The 21,434-nt window shown below is 65.6% G+C and carries 20 protein-coding genes; 7 read left to right on the forward strand and 13 right to left on the reverse strand.

Features of this window, described 5'->3' with window-relative positions; all coding sequences use genetic code 11:
- Positions 1–7 precede the first annotated feature (7 nt).
- Positions 8–250: an HP1242/YdcH family protein gene (locus IB275_RS26560; RefSeq protein WP_081520069.1), complete on the reverse strand. Its 243-nt coding sequence runs from the start codon at positions 248–250 to the stop codon at positions 8–10.
- Positions 251–432: 182 nt separating this feature from the next.
- Here IB275_RS26560 and mscL point away from each other — a divergent pair, with 182 nt between their 5' ends.
- A complete protein-coding gene (gene mscL, locus IB275_RS26565; RefSeq protein ID WP_045216609.1) occupies positions 433–849 on the forward strand; it encodes a large-conductance mechanosensitive channel protein MscL in 417 nt (138 codons plus the stop codon).
- Positions 850–885: 36 nt separating this feature from the next.
- On the opposite strand, the gene IB275_RS26570 is transcribed toward mscL, so the two are convergent.
- The 3 genes from IB275_RS26570 to IB275_RS26580 form a co-directional block, all read right to left on the reverse strand.
- Positions 886–2,436 (reverse strand): TerC family protein, encoded by a 1,551-nt coding sequence (locus tag IB275_RS26570; protein WP_192292737.1) that lies wholly within the window; start codon positions 2,434–2,436, stop codon positions 886–888.
- Positions 2,437–2,665: 229 nt separating this feature from the next.
- A complete protein-coding gene (locus IB275_RS26575; protein WP_024764776.1) occupies positions 2,666–3,442 on the reverse strand; it encodes a ferredoxin--NADP reductase in 777 nt (258 codons plus the stop codon).
- Positions 3,443–3,562: 120 nt separating this feature from the next.
- Positions 3,563–4,555: a TRAP transporter substrate-binding protein gene (locus tag IB275_RS26580; protein ID WP_192292739.1), complete on the reverse strand. Its 993-nt coding sequence runs from the start codon at positions 4,553–4,555 to the stop codon at positions 3,563–3,565.
- 337 nt (positions 4,556–4,892) lie between these two features.
- On the opposite strand from IB275_RS26580, the gene IB275_RS26585 reads away from it, so the two are divergent.
- Together IB275_RS26585 and IB275_RS26590 are read left to right on the forward strand one after the other, a co-directional pair.
- On the forward strand, positions 4,893–6,017 hold the full coding sequence (locus tag IB275_RS26585; protein WP_192292741.1) for a methyltransferase: 1,125 nt from the start codon (positions 4,893–4,895) through the stop codon (positions 6,015–6,017).
- A gap of 65 nt (positions 6,018–6,082) precedes the next feature.
- Positions 6,083–6,946: an alpha/beta fold hydrolase gene (locus IB275_RS26590; RefSeq protein WP_225601721.1), complete on the forward strand. Its 864-nt coding sequence runs from the start codon at positions 6,083–6,085 to the stop codon at positions 6,944–6,946.
- 124 nt (positions 6,947–7,070) lie between these two features.
- Here IB275_RS26590 and IB275_RS26595 read toward each other — a convergent pair whose 3' ends face one another.
- From IB275_RS26595 to IB275_RS26615, 5 genes are read right to left on the reverse strand one after another with little or no spacing between them, the layout of a single operon-like run.
- Positions 7,071–7,637, reverse strand: a complete 567-nt coding sequence (locus IB275_RS26595; protein ID WP_192292743.1) for a nucleotidyltransferase family protein — start codon at positions 7,635–7,637, stop codon at positions 7,071–7,073.
- Positions 7,634–8,605 (reverse strand): XdhC family protein, encoded by a 972-nt coding sequence (locus IB275_RS26600; RefSeq protein WP_192292745.1) that lies wholly within the window; start codon positions 8,603–8,605, stop codon positions 7,634–7,636. The genes IB275_RS26595 and IB275_RS26600 overlap by 4 nt, the downstream gene beginning before the upstream one ends.
- Before the next feature lie 3 nt (positions 8,606–8,608).
- The gene (locus IB275_RS26605) at positions 8,609–9,820 is read right to left on the reverse strand and encodes a cytochrome c (RefSeq protein WP_192292747.1); all 1,212 of its coding nucleotides are present in this window, start codon (positions 9,818–9,820) and stop codon (positions 8,609–8,611) included.
- 2 nt (positions 9,821–9,822) lie between these two features.
- The gene (locus IB275_RS26610; protein ID WP_024764769.1) at positions 9,823–10,362 is read right to left on the reverse strand and encodes a (2Fe-2S)-binding protein; all 540 of its coding nucleotides are present in this window, start codon (positions 10,360–10,362) and stop codon (positions 9,823–9,825) included.
- Entirely contained in the window at positions 10,355–13,186 is a 2,832-nt protein-coding gene (locus tag IB275_RS26615) for a xanthine dehydrogenase family protein molybdopterin-binding subunit (RefSeq protein ID WP_192292749.1), read from the reverse strand. The genes IB275_RS26610 and IB275_RS26615 overlap by 8 nt, the downstream gene beginning before the upstream one ends.
- A gap of 321 nt (positions 13,187–13,507) precedes the next feature.
- On the opposite strand from IB275_RS26615, the gene IB275_RS26620 reads away from it, so the two are divergent.
- Positions 13,508–14,719 (forward strand): MFS transporter, encoded by a 1,212-nt coding sequence (locus IB275_RS26620; RefSeq protein ID WP_192292751.1) that lies wholly within the window; start codon positions 13,508–13,510, stop codon positions 14,717–14,719.
- A gap of 84 nt (positions 14,720–14,803) precedes the next feature.
- Here the strand turns inward: IB275_RS26620 and IB275_RS26625 are convergent, their stop codons facing one another.
- From IB275_RS26625 to IB275_RS26635, 3 genes are read right to left on the reverse strand one after another with little or no spacing between them, the layout of a single operon-like run.
- Positions 14,804–14,953: a DUF2474 domain-containing protein gene (locus IB275_RS26625; protein WP_192292753.1), complete on the reverse strand. Its 150-nt coding sequence runs from the start codon at positions 14,951–14,953 to the stop codon at positions 14,804–14,806.
- Between the two features lie 11 nt (positions 14,954–14,964).
- Entirely contained in the window at positions 14,965–15,972 is a 1,008-nt protein-coding gene (cydB, locus tag IB275_RS26630; RefSeq protein ID WP_138214178.1) for a cytochrome d ubiquinol oxidase subunit II, read from the reverse strand.
- Between the two features lie 3 nt (positions 15,973–15,975).
- A complete protein-coding gene (locus tag IB275_RS26635) occupies positions 15,976–17,412 on the reverse strand; it encodes a cytochrome ubiquinol oxidase subunit I (RefSeq protein WP_081520056.1) in 1,437 nt (478 codons plus the stop codon).
- A 477-nt stretch (positions 17,413–17,889) separates the two neighbouring features.
- On the opposite strand from IB275_RS26635, the gene IB275_RS26640 reads away from it, so the two are divergent.
- The 3 genes from IB275_RS26640 (at position 17,890) to IB275_RS26650 (ending at position 20,939) form a co-directional block, all read left to right on the forward strand.
- A complete protein-coding gene (locus IB275_RS26640) occupies positions 17,890–18,669 on the forward strand; it encodes a MetQ/NlpA family ABC transporter substrate-binding protein (protein ID WP_081520055.1) in 780 nt (259 codons plus the stop codon).
- Positions 18,670–18,787: 118 nt separating this feature from the next.
- On the forward strand, positions 18,788–19,978 hold the full coding sequence (locus tag IB275_RS26645) for a trans-sulfuration enzyme family protein (RefSeq protein ID WP_192292755.1): 1,191 nt from the start codon (positions 18,788–18,790) through the stop codon (positions 19,976–19,978).
- Between the two features lie 19 nt (positions 19,979–19,997).
- Positions 19,998–20,939 carry a sigma 54-interacting transcriptional regulator gene (locus IB275_RS26650; protein ID WP_192292757.1) on the forward strand — a complete coding sequence of 314 codons (942 nt, stop codon included), beginning with the start codon at positions 19,998–20,000 and terminating at the stop codon, positions 20,937–20,939.
- Between the two features lie 68 nt (positions 20,940–21,007).
- On the opposite strand, the gene IB275_RS26655 is transcribed toward IB275_RS26650, so the two are convergent.
- Positions 21,008–21,343 carry a hypothetical protein gene (locus tag IB275_RS26655; RefSeq protein ID WP_015478994.1) on the reverse strand — a complete coding sequence of 112 codons (336 nt, stop codon included), beginning with the start codon at positions 21,341–21,343 and terminating at the stop codon, positions 21,008–21,010.
- Positions 21,344–21,434 lie beyond the last annotated feature (91 nt).

Genomic DNA, 21,434 nt, shown 5'->3' on the forward strand with positions numbered 1-21,434 from the left:
GTCAAGCTCAACCGGATCGCTTGAGCAGGTCGGAAATCTCGTCCTTCAGCGCCACGCGCTGCAGCTTGAGGGAGTTGAGGGCGAGGTCGTCCATCGCCTGGCGGCCGTCCTCGATGTCGTAGATCTTCTTGTCCAGCTCCTCGTAGCTGGCGGCCATGCGGGTGAAGTTCGCGTCCTTCCCGTGCAACCGGGTCATCAGGGCCTTCTGGTCGGGGAATTCGCGGGACAGGGGATGATGCTCGAGCGGCATGGCGGGCCTCCTTGTTGGATGCGTTGGAGTGGATGGCTTGCCCGATAAGCCTAGACCACGGCGCGATGCCGCCCACCGCCGCCGGTCATACCGTTGGAATTGACCGCGCACGGGGTGTTCAGACGGCGACGGGCCGCTAAACTGCGCCTGTCCCCTCTTTTTGCGTAACAAGGAGTCTGTGCATGAGTCTGCTCAACGAATTCAAGGCCTTCGCGGTCAAGGGCAACGTGGTCGACATGGCCGTCGGTATCATCATCGGCGCGGCGTTCGGCAAGATCGTCTCGTCCTTCGTCGGTGACGTGATCATGCCGCCCATTGGCCTGCTGATCGGTGGCATGGACTTCTCCGACCTGGCGATCACGCTCAAGGCCGCCGAGGGCCAGACGCCGGCGGTGATGCTGGCCTACGGCAAATTCATTCAGACCTGCCTGGACTTCATCATCGTGGCCTTCGCCATCTTCATGGGCGTGAAGGCCATCAACAAACTCAAGCGTGAAGAGGCCGTGGAGCCCAGCGCCCCGCCGGTGCCGAGCGCTGAAGAAACCTTGCTGACCGAGATCCGCGACCTGCTCAAGCAGCAGAACAACCGCGCTCCTTGAGCAGACCGCTGACCGGGCCGGGGGCGGCCCCTGACGTCAGTCCGGCGGCGTCAGCAGCACGCGGCCAATGCGCCGCTCGCTGACGTCCGTCACTTCCAGGCGCCAGCCGCCCAGCTCCAGCGTGTCACCCTTGGCCGGCAAGCGGCCAAGGTGCTTGAGCGCCAGGCCGCCGAGGGTCTGGTACTCCGCCGTCGGGCGGGCGTGGAAGCCGACCCGTTCGGCCAGCGCCGACAGTGTCACGGCACCGTCCACCCGGTAGGCGCCCGCCTCTGCCTCGATGTCCGTACCGGACACCTCGCTGGCGTCCGGCAGTTCACCGGCAATCGCCTCCAGCACGTCGGTCATGCTCAGCATGCCCTCGAAGCCACCGAACTCGTTGACCACGAAGGCCAGGTGGGTCGAGGCCTCGCGCATCAGCTCCAGGGCGCCCAGCACCGTACTGCTGTCCGGCAGGCTCAGCGGCTCGCGCAGCAGCGGCAGAATGTCCAGCTCACGGCCCTGCAACAGGGCAGAGAACAGCTCCTTCTTGTGCACATAGCCCAGCGGCTCGTCTATGTTGCCTTCGCGGATCACCAGCAGGCGCGAGTAAGGCGACTCCAGCAGCGCGCGGCGGATGTTCTCCGGGCTGTCGGCCACGTCCACGCGGTGTACGCGCTGGCGGTCGATCATCACGGCTTTGACCGGACGCTCGGCCAGACCCAGCACACCGCTGATCATCACCCGCTCACGGCGGTGGAACGGCGCGTCTCCGCCATCGTCCGGGCCCACCAGGTCGGCGATGTCTTCGCCCACTTCGTCGGCGTCGACCTTACCGCCCATCAGGCGCAGCACGGCGTGGGCGGTCCGCTGGCGCAGGCCACGCTGGCCGCGCTGGCTCTTCTGGCGTTTCCAGCGCACCAGCTGGTTGGCCATCTCGATCAGCAGGCTGAAGCCGATGGCGGCGTACAGGTAGCCTTTCGGGATGTGGAAGCCAAGGCCTTCGGCCGTCAGACTGAAACCGATCATCAACAGGAAGCCCAGGCACAGCATGATCACCGTGGGGTGCTCGTTGACGAAGCGGGTCAGCGGCTTGCTGGCCACCATCATCAGGCCGATGGAGAAGATGACTGCGATCATCATCACTTCCAGCTGCTCGACCATGCCCACGGCGGTGATCACCGCGTCGAGGGAGAACACCGCGTCCAGCACCACGATCTGCGCGACTACCGGCCAGAAGGCGGCATAGACACGCTTGCCGTTGGAGGTGTGCACGCGGCCTTCCAGGCGTTCATGCAGCTCCAGCGTCGCCTTGAACAACAGGAACAGACCACCGAACAGCATGATCAGGTCGCGGCCGGAGAAGGACTTGCCAAACACCTCGATCAGCGGTTCGGTGAGCGTGACCAGCCAGGAAATGCTCGCCAGCAGGCCCAGGCGCATCAGCAGCGCCAGCGACAGGCCGATCAGCCGTGCGCGGTCGCGCAGGTGCGGCGGCAACTTGTCCGCCAGGATCGCGATGAAGACCAGGTTATCGATGCCGAGCACCAGCTCGAGCAGGATCAGGGTGAGCAGGCCGAGCCAGGCCGTGGGGTCCATCAACCATTCCATGTCGAACGACCTCGCTGGGCGCGCGCCATGGCAGGCTGGGAAGGCTTATCCGCGAACGCGGGTGCCGGGGGAGGTTCGCCGAACGCCGGCTCTACAGGGGTAGCGACCGGGGCCGGCGTTGTACTTTGACTGTCCATAAGGTCCGAAAAAAGGGAAACGGACGCTTATCCTAAGGGCAAAGCCCCGCGGCCCTAAGGGGACAATCTTTTCAAAATCTATCGGGCCGAACTTACCAATAGTTTTCCACGGCGATCTGGCCGGGCTTGCGCGTCAGCGCCAGGCTCATGCCGCGGGCCTTCAGCACGGCACGGGTGTCCTCGATCATCTGCGGGTTGCCGCAGAGCATCACCCGCGAATGTTCCGGGGTGAGCTCCAGACCGGCGGCGCGTTCCAGCTCGCCGTTCTCGATCAGCGTGGTGATCCGCGCGTTCAGGCAGCCGGGCACCTGTTCGCGGGTGACCACCGGGATGAACTGCAGCTTGTGGATATGTTCGGCCAGATGCTCCATCGCGCCGAAGCTGGCAATCAGGTCGCGGTAGGCCAGTTCCTTTTCCTCGCGGGCGCTGTAGACCAGCTTGATGGTCTCGAAGCGCTCCCACACCTCGAAGTCCTGCAGGATCGACAGGAACGGCGCCAGGCCGGTGCCGGTGGAGAGCAGCCAGAGGTCGCGGCCATCAGGGAAACGGTCGAGGGTGAGGAAGCCGAAGGCCTGGCGGTCCACCAGCAACTGGTCGCCAACGCGCAGGCGGCTGAGCTCACTGGTGAATTCTCCGCCGGGGACGACGATGGAGAAGAACTCGAGGAAGTCGTCGTGGGGCGCCGAGACCATCGAGTAGGCGCGCCAGACGATGCTGCCGCTGGGCTTGTACACGCCCAGGCGGGCGAACTGCCCGGCGCGGAAGCGGTAGCCGCTGTCGCGGGTGGTGCGCAAGGTGAACAGGCTCGGGGTGAGCGTCTGCACCTCCACCAGGGTCTGGCGGGTGAACTTCTCTTCGCTGGCGGTCATCGTCCGCTCCTTTGCAGGCAACGGCCCATTTTCCCGTATTCCCGGCGCAAGAAACACCCGCAAGGCTTGTGGCTATCCGGGGAGATCGCCACAAGCCTGCTCTGGATCAGTCCCTTTGGATCAATGCTTGCGGTTCACCACCTGGGCGGCGCGCAGCACGTCGGTGCCGATCTCGCCCTCGAACTGCTTCCACAGCGGCTGCATGGCGGTGCGCCAGGCTTCGCGCTCGGCCGGGGTCAGGGCGACGATGCGCGCCTTGCCGTTGGCGACCACGTGCTCGCGCTCCTTCTGGTTCAGCGCTTCGGCGTCCTTGTTCACCTCGACGGTGACTTCTTCGATGATGCTTTCCAGCTGGGTGCGCACCGGGTAGGGCATGCTGTTCCAGAACTTCTGGTTGCTGATCACCATGTAGCTGAGCACACCGTGGTTGGTCTCGGTGATGAACGGCTGGGCGCTGTCGAGCTTCTGGCTGCCGATGTTCGACCAGGTGTTCTCGGTGCCCTGCACCTTGCCGTCCTGCAGCGCCTTGAGGGTCTCGGCGAAGGGCATTTTCACCGCCGTGGCGTCGAGCAGGCCGAACTGGGCGTTGATCACCGAAGACGGCTGGATGCGGAAGGCCAGGCCCTTGGCATCGGCCGGCGCGCGCAGTTCACGGTTGGCCGAGAGCTGCTTCATGCCGTTGTTCCAGTAGGCCAAACCGTAGATGCCCGAGCGCGCCATGGAATGCAGCAGTTCGCGGCTCTTGTCGCGCTTCTGGAAGCGCTTCACCGCTTCCAGGTCGTCGAACAGGAACGGCAGGTCAAAGACTTCCAGCTGCTTGGTGTAGCCCTCGAACTTCGACAGCGACGGCGCCAGCATCTGCACCTTGCCGTCCTGCAGCGCCTGCAGCTCGTCGGCATCGCCGAACAGCGTGGAGTTGGGGAACACCTCGACCTTCACCTGGCCGGCCAGGCGCTCTTCCACCAGTTTCTTGAACAGCAGCGCACCGCGGCCCTTGGGCGTGTCATCGGCGACGACGTGGGAGAACTTGATGACGATGGGCTCTTCGGCGAAGGCCGGTTGAGCCACGAGGAAAAGGGCGGACAACGCCACCCCGAGCAACGACTGGTACATCGATATCCTTATGCAATGGCAATAGCCCGGCGCGCGAACGACTGTCGCGTGTCGAGGATTCGTGAAGACTTGGAAGAGTGGCCGTCGGTCGGCGGAGCGCAACTCCGGGATCGGGCCCTACCGGGTCGCATGGACCGCCCGGTTATTATTGGGAAGCCGCCACGCAGACGAAGGCGGGGCGGATAGGTCATAATTTTTCGGTATAACGCTGGCCCGCACAAGCAATTGCGAGTCAACCACGTCTCAATTTGATGACAAACTCGTTGCAATAAGCCACTACTCATTGCCAACGAAGCAGCACCTCTATCTCAGCCATTTCCGTCGTTTCGAGAGTCCCATGCCCGTCCTCGCCAGCCCCTTCGCCCAGCTCGACCTGGTCCGCCACCCCGAACAGCGCGAAGACCCGCTGCAGGCCTTCGATGCGGCCGACGAGTACCTGCTCAGCCATCTCCATGAGCAAGGCGTCGGTGCGGACAGCCGCGTGCTGGTGCTCAACGACAGCTTCGGCGCCCTCGCCGCCAGTCTCGTTCCCCATGTGCGCCTGACCAGCAGCGGCGACTCGCACCTGGGCTTAATCGCCCTCGAGCGAAACCTCGAACGCAACGGCCTCGCCGAAGCGCCGCTGACCTTCGTCCCCGCCAGCGAAACCCCACAAGGCCCGTTCGACCACGTGCTGATCCGCGTGCCCAAGACCCTCGCCCTGCTGGAGGAACAGCTGATCCGTCTGCACGGCCAGCTCGCGCCGGGCGCGAAAGTCGTCGCCGCCGGCATGATCAAGCACCTGCCGCGCGCCGCCGGCGACCTGCTGGAAAAGTACATCGGTCCGATGCAGGCTTCGCTCGCCGTGAAGAAAGCCCGCCTGCTGGTGGCGACGGCCGAAGCGCGCCCCGCGCCCTCCTCACCCTATCCGAGTCGCTACCGGCTGGACAAACCCGCGCTGACGCTGCTGAACCACGCCAACGTGTTCTGCCGCGAAGGCCTGGACATCGGCACCCGCGCCTTCCTCCCGCACCTGCCGCAAGTGCACCACGCCGTGCGCGCGGCGGACCTGGGCTGCGGCAACGGCGTGCTGGGCATCGCTTTCGCGCTGCTCAATCCGCAGGCCGAGCTGACACTGGTGGACGAGTCGTACATGGCCGTGCAGTCCGCGCGGGAGAACTGGCAGGCCGCCCTGGGCGACCGTCCGGTGGATATCCACCCCGACGATGGCCTCGCCAGCCAGACCACCGACTCCCTGGACCTGATCCTGTGCAACCCGCCCTTCCACCAGCAGCAGGTGGTCGGCGACTTCCTCGCCTGGCGCATGTTCCAGCAGGCCCGCGCCGCGCTGGTCACCGGCGGCGAGCTGTGGATCGTCGGCAACCGCCACCTGGGCTACCACGCCAAGCTCAAGCGGCTGTTCCGCGGCGTCGAGCAGGTGGCGGCAAATCCGAAATTCGTGGTGCTGAAAGCGACCAAATGAGCGCTCGGGATTGCTCCGGCCGTCGTGCCGGAGCAGCATGGTTCGCCCCCACCCGGATGCGCGCCATGACCGCACAAGAAGCCGCCCTCCTCCCGCCCGAACTGATCCGCACCGCCGACGGCGTCGATCTTGCCTTGCGCCGCATAGGCCCGGCGGACGGCGTGCCGGTGGTGCTGACCCACGGCACCTTCTCCAACCACCGCAGCTGCCTGGGGCTCGCCAATTACCTGGGCAGCCAGGGCTTCGCCTGCTGGTTGTTCGACTGGCGCGGGCATGGCGACAGTGGGCGCAATGAATTCCTGCATAGCTTCGACGACGTGGCCGAGCAGGACGTGCCGGCGATTCTCGATGCCGTGAGCCAGCGCACCGGGCAGGCGGCGCTGCATTGGGTCGGCCACTCCGGCGGCGGACTGATCGTCTCGATGTGGGCCGCACGCCATCCCGAACCGGCGCAGCGCCGCCTGCGCTCACTGGTGCTGATCGGTTCACAGGCCACCGCGGCCGGCACCAGCCCGCGGCACTGGCTGATGCTGCAGGCTTTCGACTGGATGCTGCGCTGGCGGCGCATCGCGCCCAGCCGCGCGAAGAGCGTCGGCCCCGAGGCGGAGAGCGCCCGGCTAATGCGTCAGTGGTGCCAGTGGAATTTCCGCCGGCGCTTCGACTCGCTGGAAGGCTTCGACTATCTGGCCGGGCTGGGCGCTGTCGAGCTACCGGTGCTGGGCGTAGCGGGCGGCGGCGATACCTTTATCGCGCCGGTCGCCGGGTGCGAGGCGCTGGTGAAGGCCTTTGGCGGAGCGCAGGCGAAGCTGGAGCTGTTCGGGCTGGCGACGGGGGCGCGGGAGGACTACAACCACAACCGCCTGCTGCTCTCGCGCAATGCCAGCCTGGAAGTCTGGCCGCGCATTACCCAGTGGCTGGCGCAGCATTGATCCTTGTAGACTCGTAGGGCGCATAACCTGGAACAGGTTATCCGCCGGTGGCTTTTGCGGCGGATAACGCTGGCGCGTTATTCGCCCTACGCGGCTGCCAGACTGTCGCGGGCATGGCCCGCTCCTACAGGTTCAGTGCGGCCGGGGTGTCGACGTCGCGCAGCACGCCTGCGTCAGTAACTTCCAGGGTGATGCAACGATCTCGATTGGCCTGCACCACCGTGCGTGCACCTTCGTCGCCGGTGAGCTGTGTCAGCACCGGCCAGAACTCGCGGCCGAACAGCACAGGGTGGCCGCGCTGGCCGTCATGAAGCGGGAAGAGAATGCCCGAGGCGCTGGCTGCATCGGCGAGCGCACGCAGGGTTTGCGGAGCGATCCACGGCATGTCGCCGAGCAGGATGGCCACGGCCTCAGCCTGAGAGTCGCTCAGCGATGCCGCGCCAGCCGCCAGACTGTGCCCCATGCCCAGCGCCGCTTCCGGGCTGTGGATAACCCGGCAGCCGGCGGGCAGGCCGAAATCCTCCGCCCGCTCGCCGTCACGCACCACCACGCGCACTTCATCGAATACCGCCAATGCACGTTCGACGCTGTGCGCCAGCAGGCTGCGCCCATCCGGCAAGGTGGCTCGACGCTTGTCCGCGCCAAAGCGCGAGCCCTGGCCAGCGGCCAGAACCAGCGCCACGACCGTCACAGCGCCTCGCGGGCGATGCCGCTGCGGGTGCGCAGGATGTCGGCGAGCACGGCCAGGGCGATTTCCGCCGGGGTCTTGCTGCCGAGGTTGAGGCCGATGGGGGCATGCACGCGCGCCAGATCGGCGTCGTTCAGGCCGCCGATGCGGTGCAGGCGCTCGCGGCGCTTGTCGGACGTGGTGCGCGAGCCCATCACGCCGATGTAGAAGGCCTCAGTGCGCACGGCTTCGAGCATCGCCAGATCGTCGATCTTCGGGTCATGGGTCAGGGCGACCACAGCGGTGTCCGCGTGGCAGCCGCCGTTGGCGATGAAGATCGACGGCAGTTCGCGGCGGATTTCGATGCCGTCCAGCACCACGCCATCCAGCGCCTCTTCACGCGGGTCGCAGAGAATGACTTCGAAGCCCAGGCCCTTGCCGAACTCCGCGCAGAAGTGCGCGACGCTGGAGTAGCCGGCCAGCAGCAAGCGCTGAGCAGCACCGACGCGCAGACGCACGCGGGCTTCGTCACGCTCGACACGCGGGCCGTGCTCGTGGTCGTTGCTCAGGCGGCGACTGCCGTCCTGCAGGTTCACTTCGCGCAGCAGGCGGCGCTGGCCGAGCAGCGCCGACTCCAGTTCGCGCAGGTGGGCCTGCACGTCGCAATCGGGCGCGAGGTTTTCCACCAGCACGTCGAGGATGCCACCGCAGGGCAGGCGGATGTTCGTGCGGGTATCGGTGCCGTCGCCGTAGCGCACGACGACTACCGGCTCGCTGAACTCGCCTTCGGCGACGCGTTCGAGAAAGTCATCCTCGACGCAGCCGCCGGACAGCGAACCCACCCACTGGCCGCTGGCGTTGACTGCCAGCAGCGAGCCCGGCGCGCGGGGCGCCGAGCCGTAGGTGAAGAGCACGCTGCACAGCCACACGCGCTGCCCGGCGTTGGACCACTGGAGCGCCTGCCGGACTACTTGCAGATCGAGATGCTGCACGACTCACTCCGTCTTGAGTTGAGCGACCTGTTGTACGCCCATGTCACCCGGCAAGCCACCCCAGGCCTGGCGCAGGTAGTTGATCAGGTCGGTGAGCTGCTCGTCATTGAGCTTGTCGGCGAAGCCCGGCATCGGCTGCATGCGCTCGAAACCGGTGAATTGCTGCTCGCGGATACCCTCGACAATGACCTTGGCCAGGTTGCGCGAATCGGCCAGGCGCAGGGTGGTGTTGCCCTGCATGGCCACGGCGATATGCGGCTTGCCCTCGCCGTCGTTGCCGTGACAGCCGGCGCAGACGTTGAGGTATTGCTGGCGGCCGCGCTTGGCGCTGTCGCTGAGCTGGTCCTCGGCCACCGCTTTGACCACCTTGGCCTGCGGCGGCTGTTCGCCGAGCAGGTAGGTGGACATGGCGGCCAGGTCCTCGTCAGCCAGGTGCTGGGTGCTCAGGTGCATCACCGGGAACATCTCGTTGAACATGCTGCCCTGCGGGCTCATGCCGTGCTTGAGGAAGCCGGTGAGGTCGGCACTGGTCCAGCCGCGCTCGGCCAGGTCCTGGGCCAGCAGGCTCGGGGCGCTGTAGCCGTTTAGCAGGCCGCCGGTGAGGCGCTTGTCCTGCTGCAGGGCGCCGATCTGGTTACGCGGGGTGTGGCACTCACCACAGTGGCCGAGCACTTCCACCAGGTACTGCCCGCGCTGGTACGCCGCGCTCTTGCCCTCGACGTTCTCCAGCTGAACGCTCTTGCCGTAGAGCATGTTCCAGCCCGACAGTCCCATGCGCACGTTGAACGGGAAGCTCAGGCTGGTTTCGGGTGCGGCGCGGTGCACCGGCGTCTGACTCATCAGGTAGGCGTAGAGGGCATCGCTGTCCTCGCGCTTGATGAGGTGGTACGAGGTGTAGGGCATGGCCGGGTAGAGATTGGCCCCGTCCTTGCGCTTGCCTTGGGTGACGGCGGCGAAGAAGTCGTCGGCGCTGTAGTTGCCGATGCCGAACTCCTTGTCCGGGGTGATGTTGCTGCCGTAGATGGTGCCGAACGGTGAGTGGATCGGCAGGCCGCCGGCGAACGGCGCGCCGCCCTCGGCGGTGTGGCAGGCCATGCAGTCGGCGGCGCGGGAGACGTACTCGCCGCGCTTGATCAGCTCCTGGTCGGCCGCCTGGGCACTAAGCGCCAGGCCAAGACCAATGGCCAGCGTGAGGCCGGAAAGAATGCGCTGCATGCTTAGCCCTCCTTGACCAGGCCGAGATCGGTCAGCACTTCGCGGGTGGCGTCGTAATAACGCACATACCCGGTGCAGCGACAGATGTGGTGGCCGAGGCTCGCTTCGATGGTCGATTCCAGTTCGCTCTTCTTCAGCGGCTGGCGCTGGGCCTTCTCCACCAGCACAGTGGCTGCGTTGACGAAGCCCGGCGCGCAGTAGCTGCACTGGAAGGCGAAGCGGTCGACAAACTTCTGCTGGATCGGGTTCAGCTCCTTCACCGAACCATCTTCCTCGCGCTTGGCGTGGCCCTCGATGGTGCGCACCTTCTTGCCTTCGAAGTAGTGCGCGCCGGTGATGCAGGTGCGCACTTCCTCGCTCGTGCCATCGGGGTTGTCGACGATCACCACGCAGGCGTGGCAGATGCCCTGGCCGCAGCCCAGGCGCGAACCGGTGAGGTTCTGGTATTCGTGCAGGTAGTCGATCATCGGCAGGTCCTCGGGAACCTCGACCGGACCGACGGTTTGACCATTCAGGGTCAGGTTGAGCGGACGGTTAGCCATGGAGGGCCTCCTTGATGCGAGCGGGGGTGATGGGCAGGTCGCGGACACGCTTGCCGATGGCGTGGGCCACGGCGTTGCTGATGGCGCCGACCACCGGGATCATCACCACTTCGGCGATGCCCTTGGACGGGTCGCTGGGCGAGAGCGGCGGAAGGATTTCCGAGCTCTGCTGCCAGACGGCCACGTCCTTCGCCTTCGGGAGACGGTAGCGGTTGAAGTTCCAGTCGCCCTCGCCCGGCCCCCCCTCGTAAAGCGGCATGTCTTCGAGCAGCGCATGGCCGATGCCCATGGCGGTGCCACCTTCGATCTGGCCTTTCACCAGTTCCGGCACCAGTACGCGGCCGCACTCGATCCAGCTGTGGTGATTGAGCACGCTGACTTCTCCGTTGCCCTTGTTCACCTTCAGCTCGACGATGGTCGCCACCGGGCTGTAGTAGGTCACCGCGGCGTTGTTCAGCTGCACCGGCGGATAGGCCACGTTCTGGCGGTCAAGCAGATGGAAACCGGCGCTGTTCATCTGCGCCTTCTTCACGCCGGGAGCGCCGTCGCCGTATTTCACGGCCAGGGCGTCCAGCGGCAAGCGGTCGCGCACGCCGTCGATGACGTAATCGCACTCCGCCCAGCTCCAGCGGTTGAAACCATGGACAGTAGCGCCGGTAACCAGGCCTTTGTCGTGGGCGACCTTGGCCAGCTCGGCGAACGACAGCGGCTGCAGGCCGTTGGCGGTGAGCTTGCCGTCGACCCAGTGGGCGTCTTCGCGACGCACCACCAGCGGGTTGGCCGCGCCGTTGAACGGGCCGCGGCGCCAGATTTCCAGGGCCGCCGGCCACAGGCCGTGGTTGAACAGCACGCGCGCCGCTTCACGGGTGGCGTGGCTGAAGTAGTAGGCCGAGTTGGTCGCCGACGACGCCGAGGCGTACTTGCCGACCCAGCGCGGGTTGCGCAGCTTCTCGTCCTGGGTGGGCTGGCTCATGGTGTAGGGGTCTTCGCCGCTGAGCAGCTGAAGCTCCGGCCACTCGGTTTCGGCGGTCTTCATCTCGTCCGCCGGTTTGCCGAGGAAGTCGGCCACCACCAGCGCCTGGGAAGTGGACATGCCCGTGCCGATCTCGATGCCGATATGGCGCATGTGCACCTTGCCCTGGGCATCGAACTCGATGCTCGCCATGGGCGCTTCGGAGCCAGTGCCGAAGTCCTTCTGGCAGATGGCGAAGCCAACGCCGTACCAGTGATCCGGGTCCTTGGCGTCCATCTCTTTCTTGCGCGCGTCGCGAGTCTTCCACCACTCGTGGGCGGCGGCTTTGTCGAGTATCTCGTGCAGGCGCAGGGCGCCGGCAGGAATCGCGCCCTGGGTGTTCTTCATGCCGGACTTGAGTGCGTTGACGCGGCGCAGCTCGATGGCATCGACGCCCAGGCGACCGGCGATCTCATCCACCATCATCTCGGTGGCGGCCATGCTCTGCAGGGTGCCGTAGCCACGCATGGAGCCGGCCTCGACGGCGCGGGAATGGTAGGCAGTCACCTGCAGGTCGTTCTGCGGCATGTAGTAGATCGACTGCGCAGCGGTAGCGCCCACGGCGGCCACGGACGGGCTGTAGTTGATGCGACCACCGCCGTCCACGCTCATCTCGGTGCGGAAGATCTTGAAGGTCATGTCCTTCTTGTCCACCGCCAGCTGGTAGCGAATATCGAACGGGTGGCGCTTGATGCCGCTCTGGAACTGCTCGTAGCGGTCATTGGCCAGGCGCACCGGTACACCGTTGCCGTACAGCGCAGCCAGGGCCGCGTAATAGACGAAGATGTTGTGGTCCTTGGAGCCGTAACCCACGGTGTAACCGGGGTGCATGTTCAGCTTGGCCAGGCCGAAGCGCGACGGGGCGATCATGTGCGCCGTCTCGAAGGCGGCTTCGAACGGGCACTGGGTGGCGACCACGAAGTGCAGCGTTTTGCTCGCCGGGTCGTACCAACCGTTGCCGTTGTCCGGCTCCATGGCGGCCGGCTCGATGGAGGGGGTCTTGTAGCGTTCGTCGAAGACCAGCCAGTTCTCCGGCGGGTTGTCGATCTGGTCCTTGATCTTCTGCGCGTAGAACAGGCCCTGCTCGGTGAGGTCACCGTGCTGGTTGGGCTGCTGGTTCCACGCCGGTTTGCGCTCGCGGATCATCGGGAAGAGGATCGAGTCCTTGAGGCTGGAGAACTCGTCCGGATCGGCCGAGGTTGCGCCGCCGACGCGCACGTAGCGGAAGCTGCCGTAGGGATCGCCCTGGTACAGCGGGGCCTGCGCGCCGTAGCGGATCGCCTTGTCGTTGAACTTCATCTTCAGCTTGGCCTGACGGAAGCGCTCGAAGTCATTCCAGATCAGGATGGCCACCGGGTGGCCGATGAACATCGGCACCTTGCCGCGCGGCAGCAGCGGGTCCGGGGCGTGGGCTTCGGGGAAGACGATGCCGTCCTTGTCCAGGTCCTCGGCAGTGACGATGCGGTCGGGCTGCAGCTCGGCGCCCAGCCAGGCAAGGTCGATACCGTCGAAGATGCGGTCGGCCTTGATGGTCTTGAGCAACATGGCGTGGCCCTGCTGCTGCGGCCAGCCGGGCATGTCCTTGGAACGGATGTCGCGGGCGAACACCTTGTTGCCGCAGACCTTGGACAGCGCGTCGTTACGGAAACGCGCCTTGCCGTCGTGGCCCATCCACTGCTGGGGGGAGACGGTGACGGAGTTTTCCATCAGGGCAGCGAAAGCCCGGCTACCGAGCGGCGCCATGGTCACGCTGACACCGGCAATCAGCCCGCCTTGCAGGAAGGCGCGCCGGGAAATATCACGGTTGGACATGGTTCATCCTCTGGACGGTGAAGGCCCGCCCATGTCGTTTTTTCTGTGCTGGAGAGAGTTCGGAGGGCGCGGAATCGCGGGCGCCTCGGGGATGGCGCCGAAGGAAAGATCCTGCAGGAAAACCTGACTCTTCTGTCAACTTTAACGCACCTCAATAGTGCGAAGCAAAGTCAATCGGGCGGCCTGTCGCGGCGATGAAAATTTTAGTCGACCGGTCGAGACTATTCGCCAATTGCGGGTTTCGCCGACGACAGGCGCAAAAGTGTTACAGCGTGCTACGCTGCGCACCCCTTGCTTAGCCCCCTAACGAAAGCACTTTCCATGACCGCCGAAGCCACGTCCCTGCTGCGCCACCGCCCCTTCCTCGCTTTCTGGCTCGCGCGAGTCTGCACGGCCAGCGCCTTCCAGATGATCACCGTGGCCATCGGCTGGCACATCTACGAACTGACCCACAACGTGCTCGACCTGGGCCTGGTGGGATTGGTGGAGTTCACCCCGCGCGTGCTGTTCATGCTGCACACCGGCCACGTCGCCGACCGCTACGACCGTCGGCGCATCGCCTCGCTCTGCCAGATCGGCCAGGGCCTGATCGCTGTCGCGCTGGTGATTGGCGCCAGCACTGACAACGTGACCCGCGAGATGATCTTCGTGATGGCCTTCCTGCTGGGCACCGCACGGGCTTTCGAGATGCCGACCACCCAGGCGCTGCTGCCAAACATCGTGCCCACCGCGCTGTTCCCGCGCGCCGTGGCGGCTTCAGCCTCGGCGATGCAGGCGGCGACCATTGCGGCGCCGGCCTTCGGTGGTTTCCTCTATGCCTTCGGCGCCTTCTGGGTCTACACGCCGACCGCGGTGCTGTACTTCATCGCCTGCACGCTGGTGCTCACCCTGCCCAAACGCCAGTCGCCGGCGGCGCAGGGCAAGGCGACCCTGGAGTCGCTGCTCGCCGGCATTCGCTTCATCCGCAGCCGCCCGGACATCTTCGGCGCCATCTCCCTGGACCTGTTCGCCGTGCTGCTGGGCGGCGCCACCGCGCTGCTGCCGGTGTTCGCCAAGGACATTCTGCTCACCGGCCCCTGGGGTCTGGGTCTGCTGCGTTCGGCCCCGGCGGTGGGCGCGCTGCTGATGTCGTTCTGGCTGGCGCGCTTCCCCATCGAGCGCAACGTCGGGCGGATCATGTTCCTCGCCGTCGGTATCTTCGGCGTCGCCACCATCGCCTTCGGCCTGTCGACCTCCTTCTGGCTCTCCCTGGCGGTGCTGGTGGTGCTGGGCGCGGCGGACATGATCAGCATGGTCATCCGTGGCGCCTTCGTGCAGCTGGAAACCCCGGACGAGATGCGCGGCCGGGTCAGCGCGGTGAACGGTCTGTTCATCGGCGCCTCGAATCAGCTGGGCGAGTTCGAGTCCGGTCTCACCGCCCACTGGCTCGGCACCGTGCCGGCGGTGGTGCTCGGCGGAGTCGGCACGCTGGTCGTCACTGGCGCATGGATGAAACTGTTCCCCACCCTGGCCAAGCGCGACAAGTTGCACTGAAAAAAATCCCCCGCTGGAAGCACCAGCGAGGGATGTGGGAACGGGCGCCGCGCACGGCGCCCGGATGGGATCGATTGTGCGGAACTAGTGCGGTGTGCCCAGCCCCGCCGCGCTCATGAACAGGCGCATCAGCCAGGCCGCGACACCCAGGCCGGCGACACTCAGCGCCCAGATCAGCACCAGCCAGCCCAGCCGCTTGCGCAGCGGCGCCTTCTGCGGTTCCTCGTGAGTCATGCTGCGCACCTCTAGTGGTAGCCGTCGCCGTGCTTCACCTTGCCGCGGAACACGTAGTAGCTCCACGCGGTGTAGACGAGGATGAAGGGGATGATGAACAGCGCGCCCACCAGCATGAAGCCCAGGCTCTGCGGTGGGGCCGCGGCGTCCCAGATCGACATCGACGGCGGGATGATGTTCGGCCACAGGCTGATGCCCAGCCCGCTGTAGCCGAGGAAGATCAGCGCCAGGGTGAGCAGGAACGGCTTCACGTGGTCATTGCGCGCCACCGAGCGCAGCAGGCCGTAGAAGGTCAGCAGCACCAGCAGCGGCACCGGCAGGAACCAGAACAGGTTCGGCAGGCTGAACCAGCGCTGGGCGATGTCTTCGTGGGCCAGCGGGGTCCACAGGCTGACGATGCCGATGATTGCGAGCAGCACCAGCGCCAGCGGTTTGGCCAGGTCATGCATGCGTTCCTGCAGGCGACCTTCGGTCTTCATGATCAGCCAGGTGCAGCCCAGGAGGGTGTAGGCCACCACCAGGCCGAGGCCGCAGAACAGCGGGAACGGCGCCAGCCAGTCCAGCGAGCCGCCGGCGAAGGCACGGTTTTCCACCGGGATACCTTCGATGAAGGCACCCAGCGCCACGCCCTGGAAGAAGGTCGCCACCAGCGAGCCGATGATGAACGACTTGTCCCACAGGTGACGCTTGTTGGCCCGCGCCTTGAAGCGGAATTCAAAGGCCACGCCGCGGAAGATCAGCCCGACGAGCATCAGGATCAGCGGCAGGTACAGCGCCGAGAGCACGGCCGAATAGGCCACCGGGAAGGCGCCGAACAGCGCCGCGCCCCCCAGCACCAGCCAGGTCTCGTTACCGTCCCAGACCGGCGCGACGGTGTTCATCATCACGTCGCGGTCGCCTTCGTCCTTGAAGAACGGGTAGAGCATGCCTATCCCCAGGTCGAACCCGTCCATCACCACGTACATCATCACGCCGAAGATGATGATGATCGCCCAGATCAGCGGAAGATCGATTCCCATGGTTCAGTTCCTCCCCGCGTCAGTGCTGTCATCGTCGTCAAAACCCTCTTCGGTGGCCGACAGCGGCCGCGCGGCGGTACGTTTCTGGCCGGCGCCGCCATGGCTGGTCTCGCGGCCTTCGTGGGTGACCGGGCCCTTGCGCACCAGGCGCATCATGTAGCCGATGCCCACGCCGAACAGGCTGAAGTACACCAGCACGAACATCACCAGGGTCAGGCTCATCTGCGCGACGCTGTGGTTGGACACCGCGTCCGAGGTACGCATCAGCCCGTAGACGACCCAAGGCTGGCGACCAATCTCGGTGGTGAACCAGCCGGCGAGGATCGCGATCAGGCCGGACGGTCCCATCCACAACACCAGATGGAGGAACGCGCGGTTCTCGAACAGCCGCTTGCGCCAGCGCAGCCAGACGCTCCACAGGCCCACCAGGATCATCAGCAGCCCCAGGCCGACCATGATGCGGAATGACCAGAAGATGATGGTGGAGTTGGGCCGGTCGGCTTTCGGGAAGTCCTTCAGCGCCGGGATCGGCTCGGTCAGGCTGTGGTTCAGGATCAGGCTGCCGAGTACCGGAATCTCGATCTTGAAGCGGGTTTCCTCACGTTCCATGTCCGGCCAGCCGACCAGTATCAGCGGCGTCGGGCCGCCTTCGCTGTTGTCCCAGTGACCTTCGATGGCGGCGATCTTCGCCGGCTGGTGCTTGAGGGTATTAAGGCCGTGGGCGTCGCCCACCATGGCCTGGATGGGAGCCACGATCAGCGCCATCCACATGGCCATCGAGAGCATCTTGCGGATCGCCGGGTTGTCGCGGCCGCGCAGCAGGTGCCAGGCCGCCGAGGCGCCGACGAAGAAGGCGGTGGCGACGAACGAGGCGATCGCCATGTGCAGCAGGCGATAGGGGAATGACGGGTTGAAGATGATCGCCAGCCAGTCCACCGGCACCACGATGCCGTTGACGATCTCGTGGCCCTGCGGGGTCTGCATCCAGCTGTTGGAGGCGAGAATCCAGAAGGTGGAGATCAGCGTGCCGATCGCCACCATCACCGTGGCGAAGAAGTGCAGGCCCGGACCGACGCGGTGCCAGCCGAAGAGCATGACGCCAAGGAAGCCGGCTTCGAGGAAGAACGCCGTGAGCACCTCATAGGTCAGCAGCGGGCCGGTGACGCTCCCGGCGAAGGCCGAGAAGGCGCTCCAGTTGGTGCCGAACTGGTAGGCCATGACGAGGCCGGAGACCACGCCCATGCCGAAGTTGACGGCGAATATCTTCGACCAGAAGTGATAGAGGTCGCGGTAGACCTCCTCGTTGGTCTTCAGCCACAGGCCTTCGAGTACCGCCAGGTAACTGGCGAGGCCGATGGTGATGGCGGGGAAGATGATGTGAAAGGACACGGTAAAGGCGAACTGGATCCGGGCCAGGTCGAGCGCCTCTAATCCGAACATGACGATTCCTCTTCAGGCTGACGCCAACCCCACGGAAGGGTCGGGCACCGTACCTTGCGCATGCGCAGGGCGTTCTTGCGTGATGTCTGTGTTTCCAATGACTCAGTTTCGAGCCACCGATCTGGCGTCGGTTCGGGTTCTTTTTGCCGCTCAATCAGAATGGACCACCATCTGCATTGACGCCGCTCAAGAAACTGCATCGATCTTACGCGCCCGGCGGACGGTGGCTGGAGTGGTGGGTTGCCGCGCGACGGGGTGTCGCGCGACAGCTTGTCTCAGGTCTCGCCCGCGCAAGCCATATGAACAAAATCGAATATGAAAATGAAAAATTAATATTTTATTGGAATAACAAGACCGGGTAACTTTCGCTGCAACCGCTGCCGAGTGAGCCGCGGAAAAAGAATCCACCGCCCGTACGAAGGCCCCATCCCGGCCGGCCCGGACGCCAGCGGTCATCTGCCCCACAAGGACATCGCAATGAAAAAGCTGCTGCTTCTGACCGCCCTCGCCGCTGCCTTCAGCACCACTGCCTTCGCCAACGAAAAGCTGGTTGTCGCTGCCACGCCGATCCCCCACGCCGAGATCCTCGAGCTGATCAAGCCGACCCTGGCCAAGGAAGGCGTGGACCTGGAGATCAAGGTCTTCACCGACTACGTACAGCCCAACGTGCAGGTTGCCGAGAAGCGCCTGGACGCCAACTACTTCCAGACCAAGCCGTACCTGGACAACTTCAACTCCGGCAAGGGCACCAACCTGGTCACCGTGACCGGCGTGCACGTCGAGCCCTTCGGCGGCTACTCGAAGAAGTACAAGTCCATCGACCAGCTGCCTGACGGCGCCACCGTCGCCATCCCCAACGAAGGCAGCAACAGCGGCCGCGCCCTGCTCCTGCTGCAGAAGGCCGGCGTGATCAAGCTCAAGGACCCGAGCAACGCCCTGGCCACCCCGAAAGACATCGCCGAGAACCCCAAGCACCTGAAGTTCAAGGAACTGGAATCGGCCCTGCTGCCGCGCGTGCTGGACCAGGTCGACCTGGACCTGATCAACACCAACTACGCGCTGGAAGCCAAGCTCAACCCGGTGAAGGACGCCCTGATCCTCGAAGACCGCAACTCGCCCTACGTGAACTACCTGGTGGCGCGCCCGGACAACAAGGACAGCGATGCCCTGAAGAAACTCTCCGCCGCCCTGACCAGCCCGGAAGTCAAAGCCTTCATCGAGAAGAAGTACAACGGCGCCGTGGTGCCGGCCTTCTGATCCGTCGCCCGGCCGCTGGCCGGGCGCAACGACTCCCACGCTGGGCGCATCTGTAGCGCGCCCGCTTCGACGCCGGTGGGCAGGTTCCACCGGCGTTTTTCTTATCCCAGGACTTGCCATGAGCGACCACGCCAAAGGCCCCTCCACCCGCGCCGTACATGCCGGCCACGATGCCGACCGGCGCATGGTCACCCGCGCCAAGAGCCAGCCGATCTACCAGAGCTCGGTGTTCGTCTACGACTCGCTGGAGCAGGTCGACGACTTCCTTGCCGGCAACCCCGACAACTACATGTACACGCGCATCGGCAACCCCAACCACAGCGCCGTGGAAGAGCTGCTGCGCGAGCTGGAAGGTGGCGAGGACGCGCTGTTTTCCGCTTCCGGCATGGCGGCCATTTCCGCCGCGCTGCTGGGCGTGCTCGGCGCCGGCGATCACCTGATCGCCAGCCGTGAGCTGTACGGCACCACCCAGAGCCTGATCGAGAAGGAACTGACGCGCTTCGGCATCGCCTCCAGCCTGCTCGACCTCAATGACCTGGCGGCGGTGGAAGCGGCGATCACCCCGACCACGAAGCTGATCTACACCGAAACCGCCTCCAACCCGCTGGTACGCGTCAGCAACATCCCGGCGCTGGCCGAGCTTGCCCACCGCCACGGTCTCAAGCTGCTGGTGGACAACACCTTCCTCTCGCCGGTCCTCTACCAGCCGCTGCGCGATGGCGCCGACCTGGTGATCCACAGCACCACCAAGTACCTCAATGGCCACAGCGACGCCATGGGCGGCGCGCTGGTCGGCGATGCGCAGTGGATCGCCGCCGCGCGGCGCTTCCAGATCAACGCCGGCGGCAGCGCCAGCCCCTTCGAGAGCTGGCTGAATTTCCGCGGCGCCAAGACCCTGGCCCTGCGCATGAAGGCCCACTCGCAGAACGCCCAGGCGCTGGCCGAAGCCCTCGAAGCGCACCCGCAGGTGGCCCGCGTGTTTTACCCCGGCCTGCCCTCGCACCCGGACTTCGAGCTGGCGCAGCGGCTATTCCGCAAAGGCCATTCGGGCATGTTGAGCTTCACCCTGAAGGGCGGCCTCGACCGGGTCGACACGCTGATCGGCGAGCTGCAACTGGCCGCCTTCGCACCGTCGCTGGCCGGCGTCGCCAGCAGCATCACCCACCCCGGCAAGACCTCGCACCGTGCGCTGTCCGCCGAGGCCCTGACCGCGCTGGACATCCACGACGGCACCATCCGTGTGTCGGTGGGCATCGAGGACAGCGAGGACATCGTCCGCGACTTCCTGCAGGCGCTGGACGCGCTGTAAGAGCAGAAGGAGATTTCCCATGAACGCACCCCACGCGCCGCTACCGCTGCTGACCTTCCCCGACGCCGACAAGAGCCCGCTGAGCATCCGCGCCAAGGCGCTGGTGTTCTTCGACCCGCGCTCCCATGAAGTGCGCGACGAGGTGGAGCGTCTGGCACCGTTGCCGCAACCGGTGCTGATCCACGGCGAGACCGGCACCGGCAAGGAACTGCTGGCCCGCCACATCCACCGCGCCAGCGAGCGGCCCGGCCTGTTCGTCGCAGTGAGTTGCAGCGCCCTGAGCCGCAACTACGCCGACGCCGAGCTGTTCGGCTACGCACCGGGGGCGCACAACGGCCCGGTGGGCAGCCGCGCCGGCTGGTTCGGCTCGGCCAACGGCGGCACGCTGTACCTGGACGAGATCGCCGACCTGCCACTGTCGCTGCAACAGAAACTGCTGCGCGTGCTGCAGGAGCGCGAAGTGCTGCGCGTCGGAGCGCGCGAGCCGGTGCCAGTGGACGTGCGCCTGGTCGCCGCCACCAGCATCGATCTGGGGCAGGCGGTGAAAGCGGGGAAATTCCTCGAAGGGCTGCAGCAGTACCTGCACGACGGCAACCTCACGCTGCCGCCGCTGCGCGAACGCATCGGCGATATCCAGCCGCTGGCGGAATACTTCCTCGGCGTACATGCACAACGCCTGGAACTGCCGGTGCCACAGATCGCCACGGATACGCAGCGGGCGCTGGAAGGCTATTCGTGGCCGGGAAACATCCGCGAACTGGAGAACGTCATCCACTTTGCCCTGCTGGTCAGCCCGGACGAGGAGATACGCCCGGAGCACCTGAACTTTTCAGGCGGCGTTGCGGGATCAGGCGGGGAAACGCAGATAAGCGAAGAGGCGCTGGGGCATCTGGTGCGCCAGCCCGGCGTCGAAGCGCAGCTGCGTGCGCTACTGCAACGCCTGGAGCACGAGCGCGGCTGAGTCGCCGCGCTGTAGTCGCCAGCGCGACCCGAAGGGCCGCGCACGGGCGACTGCATGCAACTGGGGTATTACTTGGTGGCGGTGTTCGAGTGAGCAACCACCGGGGTGCACGACGGGTTGGTCAGCTTGGCCGGATCGGTCAGCAGGCCCGGCATCATGCGCGAGGTGCAGTTGAACACGCGGCCTTTGGTGGTGGTGGCGACGTAGGAGAGTTCCTGGCCACCCAGGGCATCCGGCTGCCCGGCTTTGACGTCGCTGACAACCAGCTCGTCGGAGGAAGCCAGACCGATCATCTGGGCGGTAGCGGCTTGCAGCGGAACGATGGCCTGGTTGGTGGTCATGGTCTGGCAACCGGCCAGCGAAGCGAAGAGTGCAGTGGCAATGGCGATGCGTTTGAAGTCCATCTCGAGATGCTCCCTGTTGGTGGTTTTTTGTCCTGCCGAGGGAGACTAACGGAATCGGCAAGTCAATCGCCATAGCCGTTTCACATGTTTT

The organism is Pseudomonas sp. PDM21, from assembly GCF_014852505.2.
In the GTDB taxonomy this organism is placed as follows: domain Bacteria; phylum Pseudomonadota; class Gammaproteobacteria; order Pseudomonadales; family Pseudomonadaceae; genus Pseudomonas.